19 protein-coding genes, 1 tRNA gene and 3 pseudogenes are annotated in these 17838 nt (G+C 60.2%); 8 read left to right on the top strand and 15 right to left on the bottom strand.

Annotated elements, in window-relative coordinates; all coding sequences use genetic code 11:
* The first annotated feature begins 118 nt into the window (after positions 1 to 118).
* Complete coding sequence (locus EV691_RS08540) at positions 119 to 2869, top strand: response regulator (protein ID WP_207390292.1); 2751 nt, start codon at positions 119 to 121, stop codon at positions 2867 to 2869.
* A gap of 51 nt (positions 2870 to 2920) precedes the next feature.
* Here the strand turns inward: EV691_RS08540 and dinB are convergent, their stop codons facing one another.
* From dinB to EV691_RS08525, 3 genes and pseudogenes are all read right to left on the bottom strand, one after another.
* Positions 2921 to 3979, bottom strand: a complete 1059-nt coding sequence (dinB, locus tag EV691_RS08535) for a DNA polymerase IV (RefSeq protein ID WP_131302299.1) — start codon at positions 3977 to 3979, stop codon at positions 2921 to 2923.
* Positions 3980 to 4226: 247 nt separating this feature from the next.
* Positions 4227 to 4394: pseudogene (locus EV691_RS08530) on the bottom strand (helix-turn-helix domain-containing protein); the annotation flags it as partial.
* 13 nt (positions 4395 to 4407) lie between these two features.
* Positions 4408 to 4818, bottom strand: coding sequence for a type II toxin-antitoxin system HicB family antitoxin (locus EV691_RS08525; protein ID WP_131302304.1), 411 nt, complete (start codon positions 4816 to 4818; stop codon positions 4408 to 4410).
* 278 nt (positions 4819 to 5096) lie between these two features.
* On the opposite strand from EV691_RS08525, the gene EV691_RS08520 reads away from it, so the two are divergent.
* Complete coding sequence (locus EV691_RS08520; protein ID WP_039807666.1) at positions 5097 to 5492, top strand: hypothetical protein; 396 nt, start codon at positions 5097 to 5099, stop codon at positions 5490 to 5492.
* A 234-nt stretch (positions 5493 to 5726) separates the two neighbouring features.
* Here EV691_RS08520 and EV691_RS08515 read toward each other — a convergent pair whose 3' ends face one another.
* The 4 genes and pseudogenes from EV691_RS08515 to EV691_RS08500 all read right to left on the bottom strand — a co-directional run bounded on the left by EV691_RS08515 (position 5727) and on the right by EV691_RS08500 (position 8382).
* Positions 5727 to 5879, bottom strand: coding sequence for a hypothetical protein (locus EV691_RS08515; protein ID WP_242672662.1), 153 nt, complete (start codon positions 5877 to 5879; stop codon positions 5727 to 5729).
* A gap of 11 nt (positions 5880 to 5890) precedes the next feature.
* On the bottom strand, positions 5891 to 6178 hold the full coding sequence (locus EV691_RS08510) for a helix-turn-helix domain-containing protein (protein WP_131302307.1): 288 nt from the start codon (positions 6176 to 6178) through the stop codon (positions 5891 to 5893).
* A gap of 5 nt (positions 6179 to 6183) precedes the next feature.
* Positions 6184 to 6496 (bottom strand): annotated as a pseudogene (locus EV691_RS23845) (type II toxin-antitoxin system RelE/ParE family toxin).
* Positions 6497 to 7230: 734 nt separating this feature from the next.
* Positions 7231 to 8382 carry a P-loop ATPase, Sll1717 family gene (locus tag EV691_RS08500; protein ID WP_131302310.1) on the bottom strand — a complete coding sequence of 384 codons (1152 nt, stop codon included), beginning with the start codon at positions 8380 to 8382 and terminating at the stop codon, positions 7231 to 7233.
* A 323-nt stretch (positions 8383 to 8705) separates the two neighbouring features.
* On the opposite strand from EV691_RS08500, the pseudogene EV691_RS24255 reads away from it, so the two are divergent.
* Together EV691_RS24255 and EV691_RS23325 are read left to right on the top strand one after the other, a co-directional pair.
* Positions 8706 to 9011 (top strand): annotated as a pseudogene (locus tag EV691_RS24255) (phage antirepressor N-terminal domain-containing protein); the annotation flags it as partial.
* 182 nt (positions 9012 to 9193) lie between these two features.
* The gene (locus tag EV691_RS23325; RefSeq protein WP_242672664.1) at positions 9194 to 9772 is read left to right on the top strand and encodes a BRO-N domain-containing protein; all 579 of its coding nucleotides are present in this window, start codon (positions 9194 to 9196) and stop codon (positions 9770 to 9772) included.
* Between the two features lie 300 nt (positions 9773 to 10072).
* On the opposite strand, the gene EV691_RS08490 is transcribed toward EV691_RS23325, so the two are convergent.
* The 4 genes from EV691_RS08490 to EV691_RS08470 all read right to left on the bottom strand — a co-directional run bounded on the left by EV691_RS08490 (position 10073) and on the right by EV691_RS08470 (position 12598).
* Positions 10073 to 10315 (bottom strand): hypothetical protein, encoded by a 243-nt coding sequence (locus EV691_RS08490; protein ID WP_131302319.1) that lies wholly within the window; start codon positions 10313 to 10315, stop codon positions 10073 to 10075.
* 1024 nt (positions 10316 to 11339) lie between these two features.
* Positions 11340 to 11633, bottom strand: a complete 294-nt coding sequence (locus EV691_RS23835; RefSeq protein ID WP_242672665.1) for a 3TM-type holin — start codon at positions 11631 to 11633, stop codon at positions 11340 to 11342.
* Positions 11630 to 12034, bottom strand: a complete 405-nt coding sequence (locus tag EV691_RS23830) for an Arm DNA-binding domain-containing protein (RefSeq protein ID WP_242672666.1) — start codon at positions 12032 to 12034, stop codon at positions 11630 to 11632. The genes EV691_RS23835 and EV691_RS23830 overlap by 4 nt, the downstream gene beginning before the upstream one ends.
* Positions 12035 to 12274: 240 nt before the next feature.
* A complete protein-coding gene (locus tag EV691_RS08470) occupies positions 12275 to 12598 on the bottom strand; it encodes an FxLYD domain-containing protein (RefSeq protein WP_232487119.1) in 324 nt (107 codons plus the stop codon).
* 206 nt (positions 12599 to 12804) lie between these two features.
* Here EV691_RS08470 and EV691_RS08465 point away from each other — a divergent pair, with 206 nt between their 5' ends.
* The gene (locus EV691_RS08465; RefSeq protein ID WP_131302322.1) at positions 12805 to 13014 is read left to right on the top strand and encodes a hypothetical protein; all 210 of its coding nucleotides are present in this window, start codon (positions 12805 to 12807) and stop codon (positions 13012 to 13014) included.
* Positions 13015 to 13118: 104 nt separating this feature from the next.
* A tRNA-Met gene (locus EV691_RS08460) sits at positions 13119 to 13195 on the top strand.
* A 275-nt stretch (positions 13196 to 13470) separates the two neighbouring features.
* Here EV691_RS08460 and EV691_RS08450 read toward each other — a convergent pair.
* Complete coding sequence (locus tag EV691_RS08450) at positions 13471 to 13899, bottom strand: LysB family phage lysis regulatory protein (protein ID WP_242672667.1); 429 nt, start codon at positions 13897 to 13899, stop codon at positions 13471 to 13473.
* Between the two features lie 623 nt (positions 13900 to 14522).
* Between EV691_RS08450 and EV691_RS08445 the strand changes: the two genes are divergently transcribed.
* On the top strand, positions 14523 to 15539 hold the full coding sequence (locus tag EV691_RS08445; RefSeq protein WP_131302327.1) for a substrate-binding domain-containing protein: 1017 nt from the start codon (positions 14523 to 14525) through the stop codon (positions 15537 to 15539).
* A gap of 330 nt (positions 15540 to 15869) precedes the next feature.
* Here EV691_RS08445 and EV691_RS08440 read toward each other — a convergent pair whose 3' ends face one another.
* On the bottom strand, positions 15870 to 16151 hold the full coding sequence (locus EV691_RS08440) for an ogr/Delta-like zinc finger family protein (RefSeq protein ID WP_131302330.1): 282 nt from the start codon (positions 16149 to 16151) through the stop codon (positions 15870 to 15872).
* A gap of 335 nt (positions 16152 to 16486) precedes the next feature.
* Between EV691_RS08440 and EV691_RS08435 the strand changes: the two genes are divergently transcribed.
* Positions 16487 to 16960, top strand: coding sequence for a hemerythrin domain-containing protein (locus tag EV691_RS08435; RefSeq protein ID WP_131302333.1), 474 nt, complete (start codon positions 16487 to 16489; stop codon positions 16958 to 16960).
* A 315-nt stretch (positions 16961 to 17275) separates the two neighbouring features.
* On the opposite strand, the gene EV691_RS08430 is transcribed toward EV691_RS08435, so the two are convergent.
* A complete protein-coding gene (locus EV691_RS08430; RefSeq protein WP_377802427.1) occupies positions 17276 to 17527 on the bottom strand; it encodes a DUF2934 domain-containing protein in 252 nt (83 codons plus the stop codon).
* Positions 17528 to 17557: 30 nt separating this feature from the next.
* On the bottom strand, positions 17558 to 17776 hold the full coding sequence (locus EV691_RS08425) for a DUF2795 domain-containing protein (RefSeq protein ID WP_131302336.1): 219 nt from the start codon (positions 17774 to 17776) through the stop codon (positions 17558 to 17560).
* Between the last annotated feature and the right edge of the window lie 62 nt (positions 17777 to 17838).

The raw sequence follows: 17838 nt of genomic DNA, 5'->3' as shown, positions 1-17838 counted from the left end.
GCAGGCCATCATCTGGAAAGGGCGCATGCATATTCCAAATGGCTATTGGGCTGCCTTCTGTTGTCCCACCGGGCTCTGTCGCTACACTGCCCTCCCAAATCCCTCACGGAGAATCGGGGTGTTCCACGACTTCAGCATCAAGACCCGCATCGTCATGCTCACCCTGCTGCCCAGCAGCCTGCTGGCCCTGGTCCTGGGCAGCTATTTCACCTGGCAGCAGTTGACCGAGATGCAAAGCAATCTGGTGGAGCGCGGCCAGCTGACCGTCCAGCAGCTCGCCCCCCTGGCCGCACCGGCCCTGGCGCAGAACTACCATAACCGCCTGCAGCGCATCGCCAACCGGGTGCTCGACCAGGCGGACATCCGTGCGGTGAGCTTTCTCGACAGCAAGCTGGAAACCATCGTGCATGCCGGGCCGAGTCTCAGCGGCGCGCGGCCGCCCGCGGACCCGACCCAGTCGACCATGACCCGCGACAACAAGGCCACCCACCTGCTGATGCCGGTGCTCGGCTATCACCAGAACCTGGCCAGCGGCGACAGCAGCCAGGACGACCGCCTGCTCGGCTGGATCGCCCTGGAAATCTCGCACCACAATGCCCTCCTGCAGGGCTATCGCAACCTGCTCGCCAGCCTGGTGCTGATCATCGCCGTGCTGGTGGTCAGCGCCCTCCTCGCCATGCGCGTGGGCCGCTCGATCAACGACCCGCTGCGGCGCATCCAGCAGGGCGTGTCGCAGCTGCGCGACGGCCATCTGGAAACCCGCCTGCCCGCCCTGCGCAGCCACGAGCTGGACGAGCTGGCCGCCGGCATCAACCGCATGGCCGAGGTCATGCAGCACGCCCAGGAAGAAATGCAGAACAGCATCGACCAGGCCACCGAGGACGTCCGCCAGAACCTGGAAACCATCGAGATCCAGAACATCGAGCTGGACATGGCGCGCCGCGAGGCGCTGGAGGCGAGCCGGATCAAGTCCGAATTCCTCGCCAACATGAGCCACGAGATCCGCACCCCGCTGAACGGCATCATCGGCTTTACCAACCTGCTGCAGAAATGCGAGCTGTCGCCCCGCCAGCACGACTACCTGAACACCATCCAGAAGTCCGCCGACAGCCTGCTCGACATCATCAACGAGATCCTCGACTTCTCGAAGATCGAGGCCGGCAAGCTGGTCCTCGAGCACACGCCCTTCAACCTGCGCGAACTCATCCAGGACACCCTCACCATCCTCGCCCCGGCGGCCCACGCCAAGCATCTGGAACTGGTCAGCCTGATCTACCGCGACACACCCCTGGCGCTGAACGGCGACCCTCTGCGGCTCCGCCAGGTTCTCACCAACCTGATCAGCAACGCCATCAAGTTCACCAACGAAGGCACCATCGCCGTGCGTGCCATGGTCGAGGAGATTGGCGAGGAGTTCGCCCAGTTGCGCATCAGTGTGCACGACACCGGCATCGGACTGTCCCAGGAGGAACTGAACAGCCTGTTCCAGGCCTTCAGCCAGGCCGACAACTCGCTGACCCGCCAGGCCGGCGGCACCGGCCTCGGTCTGGTCATTTCCAAGCGCCTGATCGAGCAGATGGGCGGCGAGATCGGCGTCAACAGCGTGCCGGGCGAAGGCTCCGAGTTCTGGATCCGTCTGTCCCTGCCGCTCGACGACCAGTCGGAGGACGAGCCGCCGAGCGCCCTGCACGGCCAGCGGGTGGCCCTGCTCGAACAGCACGAGCTGGCCCGCCAGTCGATGCAGCACCAGCTGGAGGACTGCGGCCTGGAAGTGCTGCCCTTCGCCGAGCTGGACAGCCTGCTGGCCGGCATCGCCGCCGCGCGCCAGGAAAACCGTCCGATCGGCCTGGCGGTGCTCGGCGTGACCAATCGCGACACCGGAGCCGAGGAGCTGGCCCAGCGCGTCGCCGACCTCGACCGGCTCGGCTGCAAGTGCCTGGTGCTCTGCCCCACCACCGAACAGCTGCTCTACCAGGAGGTTCTGCCGGAGACGCAGATCCACCTGCAGAGCAAGCCGGCACGCCGCGACCAGCTGGAGGCGGCGCTCGGCGAGCTGCTCGCGCCGCAGCCGGCCGGCCAGCAGACGCCCGGCCCCCTGGGCAACCGCGCGCCACGCCTGCTCTGCGTCGACGACAACCCGGCCAACCTGCTGCTGGTGCAGACCCTGCTCGGCGACATGGGCGCCACGGTCAGCGTGGCGGACAGCGGCCAGGCCGCCGTGGAGGCAGCGCAGCGCGAACACTTCGACCTGATCTTCATGGACGTGCAGATGCCCGGCATGGACGGCCGCCAGGCCACCCGGGCGATTCGCCAGTGGGAGAGCGCCCAGCCGGAGCGGCGCCACACGCCGATCATCGCCCTCACCGCGCATGCCCTGGCCAACGAGCGGCGCGCCCTGCTGCAGGGCGGCATGGACGACTACCTGACCAAGCCGATCAACGAACGCCAGCTGGCCCAGGTCGTGCACAAATGGACCAAGCTGCACCTGCGCTCGCCCGACAGCCAGGCCGACGAGGCCCGGCCGGCCGCCATCGGCCATCTCAGCGTGCTCGACCCCGAGGAAGGCCTGCGCCTGGCCGCCGGCAAGCCCGACCTGGCCGCCGACATGCTGAGCATGCTGCTCGCCTCGCTGGATGCCGACCGCCAGGCGATCCGCCAGGCACGCCGGGACGGCGACCGCGACGCGCTGCTCGAACGGGTGCATCGCCTGCACGGGGCGACCCGCTATTGCGGCGTTCCGCAGCTGCGCGCCGCCTGCCAGCACAGCGAAACCCTGCTCAAGCAGCACGCTCCGGCAGCCGATGCCGCCCTGGACGAGCTGGAGGCGGCCATCCTCCGCCTGGCCGGCGAGGCGAAATTCGGCGCCTGAGCAGGAAGCCGGCGCCCGCGCCAGCATCGGGCCTGGTGAGCGCATCCCGGACTACGGGGTGAACAGCTCCAGCTGTTCGCCGCCGCGCCGGTCGAGCAGGCGCACGCCGATGCCGAGCAGGCGCACCGGCCGGGCGCCGCGCGCGAAGGCGGCGCCGAGCAGGCGCCGGTAACCGTCCAGGTCCCGGCCGGCGCCGGCCTGTTCCAGGGTGGTCTGGGTGAAGTCGTGGAACTTCACCTTGACGAAGGGCTTGTCCGGCCGATAGCTGTCGTCCAGCCGCGCCAGGCGCCCGTCGAGCTCCTCCAGCAGTGGCGGCAACCGCTCCAGGCAGGCGGCCAGATCCGGCAGATCCCGCGCGTAGGTATGCTCCACGCTCAGCGACTGGCGGCGGCTGTCGACCTCCACCGGACGCTCGTCGATCCCCCATGCCAGCTGCCCCAGGCGCTCGCCGAAACTGCCGAACTCGCGCACCAGCGCCAGCCGGCTCCACTGGCGCAGCTCCTTGCAGGTGCGGATGCCCAGGCGCCCGAGCCGCTCGGCGGTGACCTTGCCGACGCCGTGCAGCCGGTTCACCGGCAGCTCGGCGACGAAGGCCTCGACCTCGGCCGGCGAAATCACAAACAGCCCGTCTGGCTTGCGCCAGTCGCTGGCGATCTTGGCGAGGAACTTGTTCGGCGCGACGCCGGCGGATACCGTGATGCGCAGCTCATGCCAGACGCGCCGGCGGATGTCCTGGGCGATGCGCGTGGCGCTGCCGGAAAAGTGCGGGCTGGCGGAAACGTCCAGGTAGGCCTCGTCCAGCGACAGCGGTTCGACGAACTCGGTGTAGTCGCGCAGGATCCGCTGGATTTCCCGCGATGCAGCCTTGTAGGCCTCGAACCGCGGCCTGACGATCAACAGCTCCGGGCAGAGCTTCAGCGCCTGGCGCGCGGGCATCGCCGAACGCACGCCATGGGCGCGCGCCTCGTAGTTGCAGGTGGCGATCACCCCCCGCCGCTCGGGCGCGCCACCCACCGCCAGCGGCCGAGTAGCCAGCCGCGGGTCGTCGCGCATCTCGATGGCTGCGTAGAAACAGTCGCAATCGACGTGAATGATCTTTCTTTGTTTCATAACTTGCTGATTTTCAAAGGGCTTACCCCGATAAATCAGATTTGACACCCGCTCTGATACCCGACTTTTTGCGTGCTGTCCCGCGCTATCGAGACGGACAAGCCCACCCGCGAAGCCCCGACGCCAAGCGTGGATATGCAGCTTCGCGCATGCTCACCTCTCAGTGGAAGTCCACGATTTCAAAATCACGGACAAGCAGAGCATTGCCCCCTACTCGCTGCCGGCTGGCAGGGGCTTTCGCCGGGGGTCAGGCGTGAAGGTCGCGCAGCGCCCCGGGGTGCTGGGCGGCCACGCGCAGAAGGGTCTGTGCGGCACCGGTAGGCTGCCGGCGGCCCTGCTCCCAGTCCTGGACGATGCGCAGGCTGACGCCGAGCAATTCGGCGAAGGCATTCTGCGACAGACCGACCTTCGCGCGCCTCCATAGCCCTTTATCCATCGCCGATGGCCTCTTTCAGCTGCTTGCACATGGCCACGGCATCAATGCCCAAGAACCGCCACAGCCATGGCTGCGAGTGAGCCGCGCGTTCGAATACTTCGTCAGCCCACTGGTTCAGGCTCTTGCCGGCCGCTTGTGTCGCGATGGTCGCGGCGGCATGCACCTCCGGGCGGATGCGCAGCATGATCTTGCCGGACGCCGGCTTGTCCGGGCTGATGCCCTGCTCGGCGCAGTCGGCCAGGTAATCGTCCACGGCCAGATGAAGCTCGGTACGCAGCTCCGCAACCGAAGCGCCCTGGAAGCTGATGATGTCCCTCACGCCCAGCACACGACCGACGAAGATATCGTCTCGCTCGTCAAACTCGATGCGGGCGGTGTAGCCCTTGTAACTCATGCTGTTCATGGCTCGACTCCTGCCCGTCGCAAGAGCTCGCGGGCCTCTTCGACTTAATACACAGTGCCATAGCACTGCACCGTTGATACCCCGCAGGCCCTGTCAAAACGCATCCAAACCGGGGTCCAGACCAGCCAGGATATCGCCTACTGCAAGAAGAAATTCCCCGACCTGATATGCCACGCCGTGCGGGTTGGTAAGTGACGTGAGCAGACCTTGCTCTCTTGATACACCGGCGACCGGTGGTGGATAGTGGCCGCCCTCTTACACTCGACGAAGTCATACCCATGCAATTGATCAGAAGCATTCCCCTGCTGTTGTTCGTTTTCCTGGCTTACAACGCGGTCATGATGACTGGCACCGGCAACCTCGATGGCGTGCTGTTTCAAGGGACTTTGCTGTCCGGCGCACATTGGACTTTCACCACTTCGGACTTGCTGTTGACACTGGCCCTGGTCGCTCTGGGCGGCGAAGTAGTCAAATCCACCCGCTCCGGCAATGCTTCGATCATCGACCATGCCCTGTCCATGCTGCTGTTCGTGGCCTTCCTGGTCGAGTTCATAGGCTATAGCGCGGCGGGGACTACGACGTTCTTCCTCATGACCCTCATGTCTTTCATCGACGTGCTGGCTGGATTCACCGTCACCATTTCCTCCGCCCGGCGCGACGTAGGGTACAACTAACGGAAACCCGCTCCTGCCAGCGCTACCTTCCCAGCGCTGCCGCCAAGTCGGCAGCCTGGGGAGGCTTTGAGGCGAATACATACCGTCCTCGAACTGCACACTTGGCGGGCCGTGGCGTAGCGGATGTTCGTGGAGCGGCATGAAAGGCGTGGTGGTCAGGTCGGTAGGCTGGGTAACTCGCATAGCGATTACCCGCCATTTGTATCGGTAGACAAGGCTGCGCCGTTGTCTACCCTACTTGCTGCGTGCCCCGGCGGCTTCGGTCAGGGTCACACGATGTACAGCCCCCTGGTGCCCGGCCTTGACGTCGACGATGGCGGCCAGCAGTTCCTCGCCGATATTGCGCTTGGCGTCACGTTCGAGCAGTTCCTTCTCGGTCAGGGACATGGTTGTGACCCTTAGTTCGCCAGCGCTCGAATGACGTGCTCCGGGTCATTGTGGATGGCGCGCAGCAGAGCCTTGGCCGGGCCGGTCGGTTCGCGACGGCCTTGCTCCCAGTTGCGCAGAGTGCCCACCTGCACATCGATCATCGCGGCAAACTTGACCTGCGAAAGACCGGTAGCCTTGCGGATCTGCTTCACCTGCAAGGCATCCACGGTGAACTCGCGGGACGGCTGGCGTTCGCCGCGAACGATTTCGTCCATTTGCACGACGCTTTCCATGAGGTCGTCGAAAAACTTACTCATGATGGTTACCTCCACGTCTCGATGATGCGTTTGAGCGCTTTGCGCTCGTCGGCAGTCAGGTCATCCTTCTCGTTCTTCGGATAGATCAGCAGCAGGGCGATCTGCGATTCCGAGACGAAGTGATAGTAGATAACCCGGGGCCACCCCGTTTTCCATGCCCCTTCGAGGCGACACGCACCTTCCGAATGCCTCCAGTGCCCTCGATGGCATCGCCGACATCGGGGCGCTCGGCCAGCGTCTTCTGGAAGGCTGCATAGCTGTCGTCATCCAGCAACTCGCGCAGGCATCTGGTGAATATGGGGTTTCGATGAATATCATGCGCGCAATGTACGCCATTGGCGCACACAGTACAATATCACTGTACCAGTGGCGCCTCTACCTGCCAGCTTCCCGCGCGCCCCCGCCCTTCGGCAGTACGCCGCCCCAGCGCATCCGGGACATACCAAGTCCTGGGCATTTCTGCCATCGGCTACACGATGCCACAGCACTGTACCGTTGACGCGACACAGGCTCTGTCGAAGCGATTCCAATTCCAACATGCCATTATGCGGCACTGGGAGTAGTTCCCACGCGGGAGCGTGGGAACCATCAAGAAGCTTGACCACCTACCCCACAAGCCTGCATCCAGAGGCAGGTGGACGAGCAGAGCGTTGTCCACCCTACTTGCTATCAAAAATCACTCCTGAATACTGTCCGTCCCGAGTTTAGAAGCATGTTCAGAACTCCCCTCGGTCAAGCCAAGCCTTTTAATAAGCCATGGATGAACTTTAATTGTATCAGTATCAATAAATGCTTGGTTAGGCCAGAAACACCTGTATCGCCACTGCGTCGAAGCACCTACAGTAATCCCAATTATCGAGTTCTCAAAAAGAAATCGCGTAACTGAGCGAAATTCAGCGCGATCCTTAATTAATCCTTTCGACCTCAACCCATCTTCAAATTCAGCCGCCGTAATCGCCGCGTACCTTAGATTTTCAAAAGCCCGTAAATACTCATGAAATTCCGGACTCTGATTCCGCCACTCATCACTCAACTCCTCATAGAGGTATTCGCTATAGACTGGCTGCACCATATATCGCCTTAGTGGATATCTTATCTCCGCCAGCACCATGAAACCCCTCATCCCTAGCTACTTTGAATGTTAGCCCGAGAAAAGCCACCATATCCCTAGGGCGACACATAGTCCGATTGAAAATATGTTTTACTGGTGTCGTACGGCTTCGCATATCTTTCTCTTGAAAAACATCCTGCAGAGAGTTTACTTGCGACGCACCAGCCTTTCTTGCGTAAAAATTTATGCGCTCAAGAACCAAGCGCTCAATCTCATCCTGAGTCCATCGCAAGCTTTCACTGCAATCTAGTCGTAGCTTATTTCTATCATTTATGTCTAAGGTCGAAAAAATATCCTCTCGCAAAAAAATCAAAGGGCGAATTCTTCCTCCGAAGGCATGCAGAACGTGCTCAGCAGCATGCAGCAACCCTGTCACAATGGACTTTGACTCACTAATGAAGCCGTCGACCCACGCCTCATCCAGCCTATAAAATACCAAAAATATCTTGGTACTTTCCGGTAGGGTTTTAAGGCTATTCTCGAGCCAGTCAGTAAGGTTCATAATATTCTGATTGAGGCGTGCCTTTAAGCTACTACTAGCACGAAGTTCATCAAACGACACTTCGCCGCCACAGACGCTTAACTCCTCCCCAACTTCCAAAGCTGGCAACTTAAAGCTAGAGAGACCGAAGAGCTTCTCTCCTAAAACCTCAGCCCAATTCGGAACGGGATGATCAAAAAGTTTCTCCAAGGTTTTAGCTGCCGCAAGAAGCTCCTTGGGCACCACCTCATTATCTTCGGTCAGCTTCTTATACGCCGCCCGCACTGCCTCAACATATAGGGCAAAACGCCAAGAGTCTTTATGCTGAAAGCCGCCCATCTTCTGGTAATCCCCAAGAAGGTAATGGGCCTGCCATTTATAATTTTGCAATGACATACCAACGACCATGTCATCATGAGCAAATATCTTACTTGGCTTACTGAGCAAGTGGATAAAGACAGCAGTCTTTCCAGCCCCCTTTCGGCCCAAGAGAAGATATTGTTTCTTGTTATCAACAAGCTCCTTGGAGACACCTGCATCATAAAAATAATTATGAAGATTAGGATCTCGCTCTGCTGAAACTTCGCCAACATCTATCCAGTCCGTGATCATTGCCTAGCCTCTTCAACAGGAACACAGAATAGTGGCATAAAGACTCAATGGTTGACAGCGTCCCACCACAAGGTCTAATTTCTGCCCGTCGTTGTAAATCCAGCGACTTGGGCTTGGCGGCCCGGATAAAACGGGCGGTCACGAAACCGCTGTAAAAAAGCGGTTTTTTTGTGCCCGCGGCATGGCTGCACCCGTTATGGGCGGGCCGTGTGTGGGGGCCTTACGGCCCGCCGGTTCCCGTTTCCGGTCCGCCAACCCGCACGGTTCCGCTCACCCATCTTGGCGGATGGACGCGGCAAGCAAGCTAAAACGGGAAACTCACCATGTCGAACACCAACCTCCAGCTCGGAACAGTCGATTTCCATGGCCAAACTCTGGCCGTAATTACCGGACCAGCCGGCGAACGCCTTGTCGCCATGAAGCCCATCTGCGAAGCCATCGGCCTCGACTGGAAGTCGCAATACAGCCGTATTCAACGCAATCAGGTTCTCAAGGAAGGCATGGTCATCATGACCACCCCTTCCCCCGGCGGCGAACAGGAAACCACCTGCCTCCCCCTCGACTACCTCAACGGCTGGCTGTTCGGTGTGGATGCCTCCCGCGTCAAACCCGAGATCCGCGAGCGCCTGGTGCAGTACCAGCGCGAATGCTTCGCCGCCCTCGCCGCCTACTGGCAGCAGGGCGAGGCCGTCCGGTCGTGCGCGGTCCTGCCGGCCGGCGGTACCGCCGCGCCCCTGCGCCTGACCTACAATGACCGCCACTTCCGCATCGTGCCCGTCGGCACCGAGGTCTGGTTCGTCGCCCCGCCGACGTGGCCAGCGCCGTCGGCCTGCGCGACTCCCACGTCGCCACCCGCCACCTGCGGCCCGAGCACAAGGCCACCCTCCCGGTCGGCCGGCAGACGCTCAACGTCATCAGTCGGGCCGGACTGGAACTCGCCCTGCTGCACGCCAACCCCGAGCGGGTGGCGCCCTTTCGCGCCTGGCTGGCCGAGGCGCTGAACCTGCTGCCCACCACCACCGCCGCGCCCGAACCCGAGCGCCCGCCCGTGGCCAGCCTGAGCCAGGAGGTGCGCAACTTCACCTTCGACTACCTGGACCGCTGCCGTCAGGCCGTGCTCGATGCCGGCGGCACCCTGCCGAAGTGGGACCGCGAGGCCGACCAGCGCATCTCCGACAACATGGCCGCCCTGCTCATCCGCGATAAGCGCTGGGTGCTGACCTTCGACGACAGGGGCGAGCCGCAGCTTAGGGCCATTCCCAGCGGGGCCGACGTCTTCACCCCCGAATCGCTGCTGAACTGGATACGCAACCCCTTCGGTGCCCACCGCGATTTCCTGCCAACCATGCTGCAAGCCATCGGCGAACGCCTCTCCAGCTCCCACCGCTGAATCGCGGGCACAAAAAAAGAGCCCCCGCCGGGATGGCAGGGGCTCCAGTTCCCGGAGCTGGACGTTGAGTCCGGCCGCAGGGCAATTGCATTCAAACGGATCAGGCAGGGCATTGCGCCCTATTGGTCACAGGCAGCGAAAGCATTAACGAGGTGATACGGCCAGCTTCGGTGCTTGTCGTTGTATCCGGTTTGAAAAAACAATGCTTGAGTGCCGACAAGAAGGGCACTCAACGAGCGAAGAAAGCAGGCAAGCGCAAAGAGTGCCATGCACTCCATGCCCTGCATTATTCGAGGATTTTCAAAAACTTATCCTTTCTTCCACCTTTAAATGCCTGCCAGCCGCATAGGACTTCCAAATAACATTGGACTCTAACGCATTAACTCTGACAGGCACGACATCAATGCTGCTTCTTATTTCACGCAAATCCGCACCCAAGGCATTTAATCTATTTTGCGACTTAATCTTCACATCTCGAAAACAATTATCGGAATACAATGTTGTTATCAATAGCAAAATATAATAAATCCATCCTTGATTCATGACACACTCCACTAATTAATACTAAATTTGTATAAATCAGCCCATCATATTTTCCATCCTTTTTTATTCTTGTTTTGCCGTGATCCTCCAGAAAAGCACGGGGCCAGCCGGCGCACCCAACCCTTAGGTGCCTGGCTACAAATTATCCAATCACGACAAAAATGTTGTCAATACAATATCATTTTGTGTCATAAATAACATTATTTTGATATTAAATAGCCATTTATTGTTACATTAACGTCATCACAATTCATGGTCGAACGAGCCTTCCATCAAATGTATATAGTGCTTATACATGCCCTATATAGATGTTTTACCAATCACTTCTGTATCTATCTGTCTGTAGTGGTAGAGCAACGCTCCGCTCAACTCCTACTGCACACTGCCACTGGCAGGATTGCCTTGCAATCGACCGTTAGGTATTGGCCTATATCAATAATCCTGTCAACCTTGTGCCGTAAGGTGCCGGCTCTGGGCGCCCTGTGTCTAGCCCGTTGATGAGATCCGTGGCAGCGCAAAAACAAATATCGGCAGCCTTCCCTGCTCATACGCCACCCAATTTATCCAAGCTTGAAGGCGTACACATGATGAATGGGATTCTGATACTCACGATCGCTGTTCTGCTCTCCAGATCCTGTCCGCCGCGGTGATGCTCCTTCTCATAAGACTGATATCCCACGTACTGCAAGGTCGGGCCGACTACGAAACGAATGACGACTCGAACAGCCTTCAGGCTATCTCTCCGCAAGACGAGCAGGCGCGGACAATCCCTTCCGTGCCCGCCCGCACGCAACAGGACGGGAATCCCTGTCCCCCTCCACCTTCCGGGCCTCCCCCCCGAATCCCTCTATCTCCTTGGCTATTCATCCTCCCGTCCAGGTACTGGATGTAACTGCACTCACCCGCTTCCACCGATCCGCCGTCCGCAGAGCGCCGAGGCCGAGGCCGAGCATCCCGAACACCAGCTCGAACAGCACCGCATCGAGCGAGGGCAGCGGCGGAACATCAGCGACGCCGGCCACGGTCAGCAGCCAGGGCAGCAGCGGCCTGACCAGGAACTCGTAGGCCAGGCCCGCCACGCAGACGTAGCCCGCCAGCCGGCCTGGAAGCCGGACTGGCTCGCCGCCTCGACTTCATTGATCTTCGCCTGAGCCAGGTTGATCTGCAGGGCTGCATCCAGATCCTTGAACGCGCCTTCCTGCTGGAGCCTGAGTAGCTCAAGCTGGGCGCGGGCCTTGGCCTCGGGATCTGGAATCGCCTTATCGAGCAAGCCGGCGACGGTCGGCAGAAGCGCCGTGGCGGTGGAGAGCAGGCTCATGCCGGCACCTCGCCCGCCAGCGCATCCATGGCCTGCGCGTAGCAGACATCCCAGCGGTTCCTGTGTGGTTTGCCGGGCCGCCACGTCCTGACATACAGGTCCCAGCTTTTGGCCACCTCGCCCACCGCCGGCAGAGGTGCCGGATCAGTCCACAGCAGCAGGCGGGCGAAAGCCGCGGCGAGGATGTCGTCGTGCTCGAGCGCGGCATAGACGGCTTGACGTTGCGGGCCTCGCAAGCGGCCAACGGCGAACACGTTTTCCTTGCCATCGATCTTGTAGCGGTAGCGCCAGAACTTGCCGCCGGTGGGCCGGATCTCGATGAACAGCCCCCGCTCGTCAGAGAGCTTGCGCTGCTTCTCGCCCGGCTTCGCCTGGCGGATCTGGATGTCTGTGAGTGGCATTGCGGGTATCAACCTTTCCCCTGAAAGTACCCCGCTCTAATACCCGCTTTTTCAACGACTGGAACAGCACGCCAACGAACCATCGCGAACACAAACGCCCCGCATCCCGCGCCCTGCGCGGGCCAATCGGACGCGAAAAAACGCCAGCGAATAGCCCGCACAGTCAACGTGAATGATCTTTCTGCCGCTCATGAAGCCAGTATGCCGCCCGGAGCGTGGCGCTGGCAGTCCCCGGCGGGCTCAGTGCGCCGCCGTGCCTTCGCTGGTGGCGCGCGTCGAACGGATGTTGCGGACGCGGAAACCATCGGAGCCGGCGATGTCGATAGGCAGCCAGATCCGCCAGGCCTCGTCGGCACCGATCGCCCGTGCCTCGACGATGCGGCTGCCGACCACCTGGCCGGCCTTGAGGATATCGAGATCGATGGCCACGTTCTCCAGATCATGACCCGAGATGTTCACCCCGGTGCCCTGGAGATAGGTCTTGTGGCTCATGGTAATCAACTGCATGTTGCGCAACCGGATGTCATTGTCGGCCAGCGCACCGGCCGAGAACAGCAGCGCCATCAGCGCAATCTTCACTCTTGACTGCATTGCATCCCCCGAATCGGGCAGCCCCACATCTGGGCATCCGCCCATGAAAAAGTCTCATATTAAATACCTCTCCATACTTCCCGGATTGGAGTAAAGCCCGGCGTGAATAGCACGAAACGCCATTTCAGGCGAGAACCGCTGATCTAACCTCTAAAGAGAAATCCTCCGGAGCGGCCGCCATGTCCCTCGATAAGCACGCCCTCGACCGCCTACTCGAACAAGCCCGGCAGCATGCCGACCAGGCGGTCGCACGCAACGACCCCTCCCTCTACCGTGAAGCCTTTATAGCCATGTGCCAAGCCGTGGCATTGCTCGGCGAGGAGAACAACAACTGGCGCGAACAGGTGGTGCGGGCCACCGAGGAGTACACACGCACTGAAGGCATCTAGCGGCCGATGCCATGCCTGTGGCGTTAAACAATTGAAGCCAAACCATTTTTCAGGCAATACCGCTTGACAGCGGATTGTTTGGCTGTAGAATGCCGCCACACAGACGCGGGGTGGAGCAGTCTGGTAGCTCGTCGGGCTCATAACCCGAAGGTCGTTGGTTCAAATCCAGCCCCCGCAACCAACCTTACAGGCATCGGCCCCGACTGCGATCAGCAGTGCGGGGCCGATTGCTATGTGGGATCCACTGCTTTGTCGGCGCACCGCAGCGACGACGGCGCTTCTGAAGATCCCGGCCTGTGCGCCTCTCCATCCTCTCCATCCTCTCCATCCTCTCCATCCTCTCCATCCTCTCCATCCTCTCCACTCACGCAGCAGTTCCGCCTGCAGGCCTGTCGCGCCTCGCCGACCGGTCTATCGCCGTGGCAGGCCCCCTCCGCTTCTCGTTCTCGGTTGCCGCTATTGTGCGGACTGCTCGACGGCAGCCGCCGGCCGGGCATCACTGCCGGACAGGTGCTCGCGGTAAGCGTCGACATCGGTGATGGCTGGCTGATCACGCAGCCGGTGAGCAGCCGGTAGAGACTCGGCAGCCCAGTCGCGCAACTTCTGATTTTCATGCTTCAGCTCTTCGAGCCGTTGCTGGTGGCCGACCAGCGCAGCACGCAGGTCGTCCTGCTCATGGCGCAGCCGCTCCCGACTGCCTCGCTCGCTGCCGAGCAGCGCGGTCAGGCGCTCGATATCGGCCTGGCGCTGACTGGCCAGCCGCTCGGCCTGGTCGGCACGCTCGGACACCCGCCCCAACTCGATGCGCAACGCATCGGTTTCGCGAGAGAGCAGCCAGAGGAGCAGGACCATGAGCGCGGCAACGAGGAGAGAGGACCTGGTCATGCCCGGTCCCTCCCCTGCTGCACTGCCATCGCGGGGGCCGAATTTTCGGATCTGCTCCATTTTCATAGCGTTGATTCCTCCTTGAACTGCGCATAGGCGCCGGCGCGGCTTCAGCTCGTACAAGCTCTGAGCATAGGCCGCTGTGCTGGAACGCCTCGTTCGGGCTCGCCGCCGGCCTGGCAGCGGAGCTGCATATTGACCCGCGCGAAGGGACAAGATGCCAAGACATTGCACCTTTGGTTGGCGAAAACAGGAAAATGTGGCGGTGCTCGATATCAGCGGGCTTCAGCTCCGTCGCGATGCATGCCCGCTCCCTAAAATCAACGAGCCGGCATCGCCCCAAGCGCATGCTCGCCCTCGATGAGCCGCTCAGCGAGGAGTCATCCCCGCCAGCCCTGAGAACCACCCAGCCCCCACCTGTCCCCAGAACCGGCATTGGTGCGACATCTCACCGAACGCCCGCTTAGTTTTATCCACAAAGAGAATCTAATCTCAATAAGTTTTTGCAATCGCCAACTATCCACTGATCCCTTGGATCAGAATAGAGGTCATCCAGAACGAGCCTATTACAGCTAAAAACCAATAACGCCACCCTGCCACGCTGGAGCCGGCAAGGATCCACTTTGAAAAAGCCGCCCTCTTTCTGCTTCCACTCCACAGCCACCCTGCTCTGCGGGCTGCTGCTCATCCTCCCTGCGGGTGCCGAACCGCTGCAGTTTGCGCTGGTCGCCAAGCGCGTCGATCAGCGCTTCTTCATCCTCGCCGGTGAAGGCTGTGCCGAGGCCGCTCAGGCTCAGGGCGATACCTGCTTGTTGCTGGGCGCCTCGGGGCCGGCGCATTTTCGCCAGCAGAACAAAGCCCTGGAGCAGGCTCTCGAAAGGGATCTGGACGGTATCGCCCTGGCGGTGACCCATTCGAAATGGCTGGCCGAGCATGCCCTGCAACGGACAGACAAGACACCGCTGATTACCTTCGATGCGGACTTGGCCCCCGCAGAGCAGCACCTGCGCAGAGGCTACGTCGGGATCGACAACCTGGCGTTCGGCCGCCAACTGGGCATGCTCGCCCAGCGCCTCAGACCACAGGGCGGCAAACTGTGTGTCTTGACCGGCGACCTGCAAGACATCTACCAGCAGGAACGCCTGCAAGGCATCCGCCAGCAGCTCGGCGGCATCCCGAGCCACCAGGGAGTCGACCGACTGAGCGGGGAGAAGGGCTGGAGCGAGCCGCACCGTTGTCCGCTGGAACGCGCCGAGACGCCGGAAAGCGCATTGCTCCAGCTCGCCACCCTGCTGAACACTCGCCACTTCGATGCCATCATCAGCCTCGGTAACTGGCCGGTTCATCATGCCGATAGCTACCGTCGACAAATCGGCCCGCTGCTCGCCGAGCTCGATGCCAAACGCAGTCATCCGGCCATCATCATCGCCTCGAGCGAGCCGGACGCGGCACAGCGCGCCTTGCTCAATGACGGCCTGGTACAGGCCTATCTGGACATGAATAGCCGCGAGATCGGCCGCCAGAGCTACTGGATGCTCAAGCGTCTGGCACGGGGCGAACCCACTGCCGAGTCCTTTCTCGTCGACAGCTACATCGTCTATCTGCCCAAATCGCCGCCAGGCATGACCGCAACGCCTTGAGAAGAAGCGTCTTTAGGCCTTCTGCTGTTACTGCTGGCAAAGCCTTCTGCAAGGGTCCGGTCGGGATTGCACAACGCCCTCATGGCCCGCGCGACAGCGGGCACCACTCCGGTGTCTTCTCAGATGCTCGGCGCATCGCTAGAATTGCGCACTTTTTGATCAGGTGCGCCGTCCAGGCGCCCAGAGGTAGCTGCCCTATGTCCACATCCTCCACGCCCAAAGTCGGATTCGTGTCGCTCGGGTGCCCTTAAGACTTCCAATATATACAGCCACAAAAAAGCCCAGAACCCTTGTATTCGCTGGGGTTCCGGGCTTTTACTTTTTCTGCGCCTACGCTTCCAATAGATCCATTTGCGCCGTTGGGAATTGGCTATCCACATACTTGCGGAGCATCAGCGACGGAGCGAGCGGCAAGGATACATACGGACTAGGATCGCGCGCCGCACTCATCTCGTGGGTGATCTCGAAGCGCGCAATTCCTGTCCATCCACACGCACCGTTCTTGCAATGCACGTAGGCAGTTCGCATCAGCCTGTGCTCTCCCTCACTGGTACGGATAAAGACCGGTTTACCGCAATGCGGGCAAACGAGCCTATAGCGTCCATCACTCATCATCACCACCTATCCCGCCGACTTCTTTCTTGATAGTACTGCAAATGCAGCCGTTATTTTATAACTTTTACCCACTTAAAACATGAATTTTTCGCATATTAAATTACATATAACTTGCTAAATTTATCTTCATCCACTCTCTCAACCGCCCGCTCGGTGCTGCTTTGGCTCGCATACAGGTGCGCAGTCGCATGGACTGCTGCAGGCCAAGGAACACTCCCTGCAGACCGCGAACAACAAGAGAGACGAACGGAGGTCGGAAAACGGCGAACCTATTGACCGGGCAAAGAGTCACCTTAGAGACGACACTACTTCCGTACCCAAGGAGACCGACGATGCACGCTGTCGAACTGCTCAAGCATGATCACGAAACGGTCAAGCAACTCTTCGAACGCCTGGGCAAGACCACCGAGCGGGGCGTCAAAATCCGCGAAGAGCTGATGCGTCACCTGCACGAGGAACTGATGGCCCATGCCCGAGTCGAGGAGGAGATCTTCTACCCCGCCTTCCGGGCGGCGGGCGGCAAGCAAGGTGACGTCCTGTTCCACGAGGCGCAGGAGGAGCATCGGGCGGTGGAGGTGCTGATCCTGCCCGATCTGGAGAAGACCGACCCGTCCAGCACCGAGTTCGCCGGCCGGGTGAAGGTGCTGAAGGACATGGTCGAGCACCACATCGAGGAAGAGGAGCAGGAAATGCTGCCCAAGGCCAGCGAGCTGCTGGGCGACGAGCGCCTAGAAGAGCTGGGCGCGCAGATGGAAAGCCGCAAGAAGGAGCTTAAACGCCAGTTGGCTAGCGAACGGGCCGCCTGATCTGTCCAGCCTGCACCGCCGCCAGCGGGCAGGCCCCTTTCCTCGTATCCTCTCCGCAGACCGGTGGCCACGGCTGCTGGCAATGCCCTGCCATGGGGCGCTTATGTCGTGCATAGCTTCACAGCCGACGTTTGCCCCGCCGGTCAGCGAGCAGGTTTGAAGAATCAGGTTCAGCAAAGTTCAGCCGGCTCCTGGCCAAGGCGTAGCCGGAGGATTACCGCGCCGAATTGCAGGCAGTTGCAATTGGCGCGGACGGCATCAAGAGGCTTGGCTCGGCGGTTAGATGTAGCGCAGGCTCTTTCTTATTAGCTTAAACTAAACCGCTTGATTATCCTGCTCGAAGGAAGCGCTGCTCTGTTCAGCAGGAGAAGATGTTGGCATCGGTATGAACTCTGATTCTTCAACTTTGGCAGCGGCATTAGTTCCAACTTCGGCTTCAAGTTCGGCTTCGGCCTGCTTGCAAGCCTTTTCCCAATGGCGTGTCTCTTCGCCTATCGGGCAGCCTTCGGCTTGCCAAATCTCATAGGCCTTCTCGCGAATGCGTTGTTCATCGACACTCATAGCCATTTTTATAACCTCCAAGTATATATAAAAGCATCATCTCTCATCTTGAAACTCTTCCCCGTAGCCCTTCATAACATCGGCCATGTCTTCATAATTTACATCTGGCAACTGATTGATTTTATCTATCACTGCAGACTCAGCCCCATTGCCTTCCGCATGCTTCAAAATCTGATCTCGGCTAGCCGGAAAATCAATACCCTTCAAGTAATAAGCGACATTAGCAGGAGACTGACCACCAAGGCCTCTGGTCATAATAAACCTCCAATTTTATATACAGCCTCGCTTGGATGGGGCTTACGGCTACTTAAATGAGT

Source organism: Azotobacter chroococcum (assembly GCF_004339665.1).
GTDB classification, from domain to species: domain Bacteria; phylum Pseudomonadota; class Gammaproteobacteria; order Pseudomonadales; family Pseudomonadaceae; genus Azotobacter; species Azotobacter chroococcum.
The sequence above is the reverse complement of the archived record's forward strand: the minus strand, read 5'-3'. Positions and strand labels throughout refer to the sequence as shown.

Bases quoted from the DNA above. Each gene is read 5' to 3' on its own strand.
- EV691_RS08465 (WP_131302322.1), top strand. From the start codon at position 12,805: ATGTCCCTCGATAAGCACGCCCTCGACCGCCTACTCGAACAAGCCCGG.
- EV691_RS08525 (WP_131302304.1), bottom strand. From the start codon at position 4,818: ATGAACAGCATGAGTTACAAGGGCTACACCGCCCGCATCGAGTTTGAC.
- EV691_RS23835 (WP_242672665.1), bottom strand. From the start codon at position 11,633: ATGAGCCTGCTCTCCACCGCCACGGCGCTTCTGCCGACCGTCGCCGGC.
- EV691_RS08515 (WP_242672662.1), bottom strand. From the start codon at position 5,879: ATGTCCCTGACCGAGAAGGAACTGCTCGAACGTGACGCCAAGCGCAAT.
- EV691_RS08440 (WP_131302330.1), bottom strand. From the start codon at position 16,151: ATGAGTGATGGACGCTATAGGCTCGTTTGCCCGCATTGCGGTAAACCG.
- dinB (WP_131302299.1), bottom strand. From the start codon at position 3,979: ATGAAACAAAGAAAGATCATTCACGTCGATTGCGACTGTTTCTACGCA.
- EV691_RS08450 (WP_242672667.1), bottom strand. From the start codon at position 13,899: ATGACCAGGTCCTCTCTCCTCGTTGCCGCGCTCATGGTCCTGCTCCTC.
- EV691_RS08500 (WP_131302310.1), bottom strand. From the start codon at position 8,382: ATGATCACGGACTGGATAGATGTTGGCGAAGTTTCAGCAGAGCGAGAT.
- EV691_RS08435 (WP_131302333.1), top strand. From the start codon at position 16,487: ATGCACGCTGTCGAACTGCTCAAGCATGATCACGAAACGGTCAAGCAA.
- EV691_RS08510 (WP_131302307.1), bottom strand. From the start codon at position 6,178: ATGAGTAAGTTTTTCGACGACCTCATGGAAAGCGTCGTGCAAATGGAC.
- EV691_RS08430 (WP_377802427.1), bottom strand. From the start codon at position 17,527: ATGGCTATGAGTGTCGATGAACAACGCATTCGCGAGAAGGCCTATGAG.
- EV691_RS08490 (WP_131302319.1), bottom strand. From the start codon at position 10,315: ATGAATCAAGGATGGATTTATTATATTTTGCTATTGATAACAACATTG.
- EV691_RS08425 (WP_131302336.1), bottom strand. From the start codon at position 17,776: ATGACCAGAGGCCTTGGTGGTCAGTCTCCTGCTAATGTCGCTTATTAC.
- EV691_RS23830 (WP_242672666.1), bottom strand. From the start codon at position 12,034: ATGCCACTCACAGACATCCAGATCCGCCAGGCGAAGCCGGGCGAGAAG.
- EV691_RS08520 (WP_039807666.1), top strand. From the start codon at position 5,097: ATGCAATTGATCAGAAGCATTCCCCTGCTGTTGTTCGTTTTCCTGGCT.
- EV691_RS08470 (WP_232487119.1), bottom strand. From the start codon at position 12,598: ATGGCGCTGCTGTTCTCGGCCGGTGCGCTGGCCGACAATGACATCCGG.